Consider the following 3,819-nt stretch of genomic DNA (forward strand, 5'->3'; position numbering starts at 1 on the left):
CGGCCGGGGCGGCTCGGCGCGCGGCCGGGCCGGGGAACCCGCCCGCAGCGGTGGCTCCGGCAGACGGACCGGCCCCTGACGCAGACCTCTCGGAGCGGCACGGCGGCCCCTCCGTGGAGTTGGCGAAGGCCCCGTCGCCCGCCCCGCGGACCCGCGCGTCCCAGGGGTGGCTGCGCTGGGCGCCGGCCGCCGGGGCGCTGGTCCTGCTCGTGGGCGGAGCGGCGGTCGTGGCGAACGGGACGGCGGGCTCAGGATCCGGTTCCGGTGGCGGCGGGAACCGGCCGGTTCCCGCCGCGTCCTCGTCACCCGCGCCCGAGGGACCCGCGCTCAGCACGGACGCCCACATCTGGTCCAACGGCTGCGACCACCGCTACCTGCTGGACCGCACCCCGGGCACCGTCCCGCCCCCTCCCGTCCAGCAGGACGCCCGCTCATGGGCGGCGCGGCTGGCCGCGGTGGACGGGGACCGGAGCATGGTCCGGGCGACGGTCACCGCGCCCGAGGACGGCCCCGTCGTGGTCCAGCGCCTCTCGGTACGCGTGGTGGAACGCCGCGCCCCGCTGGACCGGCCCGGATACGTGATGAGCCCGGGCTGCGGCGGCGCCGTGACGCCCGCGCACTACGCCGTGGACCTGGACAAGCCGCGGCCTCTGGCCCACGCGCAGGACGGCACCGGCATCGACGACAAGGGCGGGCTGCACACGCTGCCCGCGCCCCACCTGCCGTTCCAGGTGACGCGGGACGCCCCGCTGGTCCTCCTCGTCCAGGCGACGACGACCCGCTGCGACTGCGACTGGTACCTGGAGGCGGAGTGGACCCGTGGGGACCGCCGCGGGACGCTGCGCATCGACGACGAGGGGCGGCCGTTCCGTACGAGCGGCTCCACGTCGGACCGGCAGTACTACTACGCGACGGAGGACGAGGCCTGGACCGCCTTCTGATGCGCCCGGAAACCCCCGCCCTTAAGCTGGCAGCGCCCTGAAGCGTACGAGAAGCCGCAACACGCATCCGAAAGGGAGACCCGCCATGTCGAAGCGAGGCAACAAGCGCCGCGCCCGCAAGGGCAAGAAGGCCAACCACGGCAAGCGCCCCAACGCCTGACAGGCGGCGGACGACACGACGAAGCCCCCGGCCGCGCTCGGCGGGTTCTTGGGGTCCTCGCAACACCTGACGGTCTACGTGGTCGTCAGTAGATCACGCAGGCGCTCGGCTGGGGTTTTCCAGCCGAGCGTTTTGCGTGGTCGGCCGTTGAGTTGCTGGGCGACGTGTTCGAGGTCTTCGGGGCTGTGCACGGACAGGTCGGTGCCCTTGGGGAAGTACTGTCGCAGCAGGCCGTTGGTGTTCTCGTTCGATCCGCGCTGCCAGGGTGAGTGCGGGTCGCAGAAGTAGACGGGGACTCCCGTGGCCACGGTGAACTGCTTGTGCGCGGCCATCTCGCAACCCTGGTCCCAGGTCAGCGAGCCTCGCAGGTGCCCGGGCAGGGCTTGGACCAAGGGCACCAGTACGTCGCGGACCTCCTCGGCGGTGTGCCCGCCGGGCAGATGACCGAGCAGGACGTAGCGGGTGGAGCGCTCGACCAGGGTCACGATCGCGCTCTCACTGCGAGGGCCGACGATCAGGTCGCCTTCCCAATGGCCGGGAACCGCCCGGTCCTCGACCTCGGCCGGGCGCTCGGAGATCATCACCATCTCGTCGACGAACCGGCGGGTGCGCTGCTCCGCACTGCGGTGCGGCTTGCGGCGGGTGCGCCCGGTGCGCAGCGCGAGGGCGACCTCGCGGCGCAGTCCGCCACGGGCCTGGACGTAGATGGCCTGGTAGATCGTCTCCGGACTCACCCGCATGCTCTCGTCGTCGGGGAACTCGATGGGCAGAGCGTGGCAGATCTGCTCGGGCGACCAGCGTTCCTGGAGCCTGCCCGCGACAAAATCGCGCAGCGCCCCTTCCTGGGCGAGCTTGGAGTCCTTGGGGCGCGACCGGCTCTTCGCCCACGCCCGCTGGGCCCGGTGCGGCCGGTAGACGCCGGCGACCGCACGAGCGTCGATCTCCCGCTTGACGGTGGAGGCCGGCCGGCCCAGTGCCCGTCCGATCGCGTGCAGCGAGCGGCCCTCACGGCGCATGTCGGCGATCAGCTCCCGCTCGGCCACGGTGAGGAACCGGGGGTGCAACTCAGCCTCGACCGCGGCAACGGACGGCTGGGACGTGGCAGCAACGATGGTGGTCACACCGGTCGTGTAGTCGATCAGGCGGCCGTCGGCGCGCAGGCGCGAGTGGCCGATCTGCCGGATGCCCTGGTCCCAGTCCTGAGCGGTGCGCTCGTGGACGCCGGCCTGCGCGGCGGCATCGCGGCGCCGCACTCCGGCCGCACGTAGCCGCTCGTACTCCGCCCGTCCCGGATGCCCGCTCGTGCCAGGCTTGCCGCGACCACGGACACCGGCCCGACGGGCCCACCCGAACGCCGTATTGCGGTTCACCCCGACTGCACGAGCGGCAGCGGTGACGCTGCCATCCTCCCGGTCCAGCGCCTCGAAGAACCTCGCCTTCAACACCTCAAAATCCACGATCCCCGCAACTCCCTGAACTTCAGGGTGTTGCGGGGATCGCTAGAACCCGCCCTCGGCGGCCGGGGGCTTCATGCCTGTTCAGGCATGGTGGGCGCGGACGGTTTCGAACCGCCGACATCTGCTTTGTAAGCCTGGCACCCGCAGCTGGACCGTCACCGCAGCTCAGCCCCTCTGTGCGCTGCGACGGCTGCCACAGGCCGTGGACGCCGTAGCGATCCTCCAGTGACCGTGGTTGACCGCTCGATCTGGCACGCTTCTGGCACGCGTCCACCGGCTCCTTCATCGACCGCGAGCATCCGCACCTTCCGGCAGGTCGGTGACACGCCGGGCGGTCACCAGGTAGCCCGCGAAGCTCACGTCCGGCCTGGCCTTCGCCCACCCGTCCGCCTTCTCAACCGGCACCAGCACGGTCGTGCCCGGAACGGGGTAGTTCACCTTGTCCGTGCCCCCCGGAGGTACCCCGTAACGGCAGTGCACCTCGACGATCGACACCACTTCCACCGAAGTGGGCGCGTGCCCCTCGTCCTGGCCGTGATGCTCTTCGCAGAAGTCGATCGCATTCGCGCGTTCGGCACCGACGAGGTCGGCGTAGTCCTCCGGATCGACCTCTAGCAGCGTCCACGAGACAACGTCCCCCGGCTTGAAGTTCTCTCCGCAGCACTGCATCTGCCAGTCATCGACCCAGATCGTCAACGTCATGACGCCATTGTCCACCGAGCGATCCACGCTCAAGATGGCCTTGGGCAGGACTGTCGATGGTGGCAGTGTTGTCAGCGAGAGACGTCAGGCCGGCCCGGGGCTTGCCGCCCTTCGGCGGCCAACTCTTCGTTTTCCAGAGCCGCGATGGCGCGCCGACGCCACCTGACGGTCAGCACCGTGGCGACCACACCTGCAAGTAGGGCCATGACGACGCTGCCCCATACCACGGCGGCAATCGCGTACCCGAGTGTCTCCAAAGTCCTTCACTCCCCCGCTTCGTCGCCTCCGCCGCTGCCCACGGCCTCCAACAAACGCCACCTCGCCTGCTCCAGGCGGCTGGCGTAGTCAGGCATGAGCACCTCGGGCAGAGTCGTCTCCAACGTTCCGGAAATCGCGTAGATCCCCGACCAGACCGCTCGGTCCGGCACGATGGCGTCCAGCTTGTCGGACTGCATCATGACTTCATAAAGCCAGTCAGACAGGACGAATGCCGGGTCTGATGCAGGGTTGGGTGACAGGTTCGGTTACGCGGCCTGTAGGGCCGGTGTGGTCATGACGG

General features: G+C 70.4%; 5 protein-coding genes. 2 read left to right on the plus strand and 3 right to left on the minus strand.

Annotation, left to right across the window (positions count from 1 at the left end):
• Positions 1 to 941, plus strand: a 941-nt coding sequence (locus I3F58_RS29055; protein ID WP_240111700.1) for an XRE family transcriptional regulator, incomplete at its 5' end; no start/stop codon positions are given.
• 85 nt (positions 942 to 1,026) lie between these two features.
• The gene (locus tag I3F58_RS29930) at positions 1,027 to 1,101 is read left to right on the plus strand and encodes a 50S ribosomal protein bL37 (protein WP_099048249.1); all 75 of its coding nucleotides are present in this window, start codon (positions 1,027 to 1,029) and stop codon (positions 1,099 to 1,101) included.
• 74 nt (positions 1,102 to 1,175) lie between these two features.
• Here I3F58_RS29930 and I3F58_RS29060 read toward each other — a convergent pair whose 3' ends face one another.
• From I3F58_RS29060 to I3F58_RS29070, 3 genes are all read right to left on the minus strand, one after another.
• A complete protein-coding gene (locus tag I3F58_RS29060; RefSeq protein ID WP_240111701.1) occupies positions 1,176 to 2,354 on the minus strand; it encodes an IS30 family transposase in 1,179 nt (392 codons plus the stop codon).
• Between the two features lie 486 nt (positions 2,355 to 2,840).
• A complete protein-coding gene (locus I3F58_RS29065; RefSeq protein ID WP_240111702.1) occupies positions 2,841 to 3,260 on the minus strand; it encodes a DUF6578 domain-containing protein in 420 nt (139 codons plus the stop codon).
• A 263-nt stretch (positions 3,261 to 3,523) separates the two neighbouring features.
• On the minus strand, positions 3,524 to 3,715 hold the full coding sequence (locus I3F58_RS29070) for a hypothetical protein (RefSeq protein ID WP_240111703.1): 192 nt from the start codon (positions 3,713 to 3,715) through the stop codon (positions 3,524 to 3,526).
• Between the last annotated feature and the right edge of the window lie 104 nt (positions 3,716 to 3,819).

This window comes from Streptomyces sp. MUM 203J, assembly GCF_022414595.1.
Classification (GTDB): Bacteria; Actinomycetota; Actinomycetes; order Streptomycetales; family Streptomycetaceae; genus Streptomyces.

What these genes read in the sequence shown, in the direction of transcription:
- I3F58_RS29065 (WP_240111702.1), bottom strand. Translation starts at nt 3,260, where the DNA reads ATGACGTTGACGATCTGGGTCGATGACTGGCAGATGCAGTGCTGCGGA.
- I3F58_RS29070 (WP_240111703.1), bottom strand. Translation starts at nt 3,715, where the DNA reads ATGCAGTCCGACAAGCTGGACGCCATCGTGCCGGACCGAGCGGTCTGG.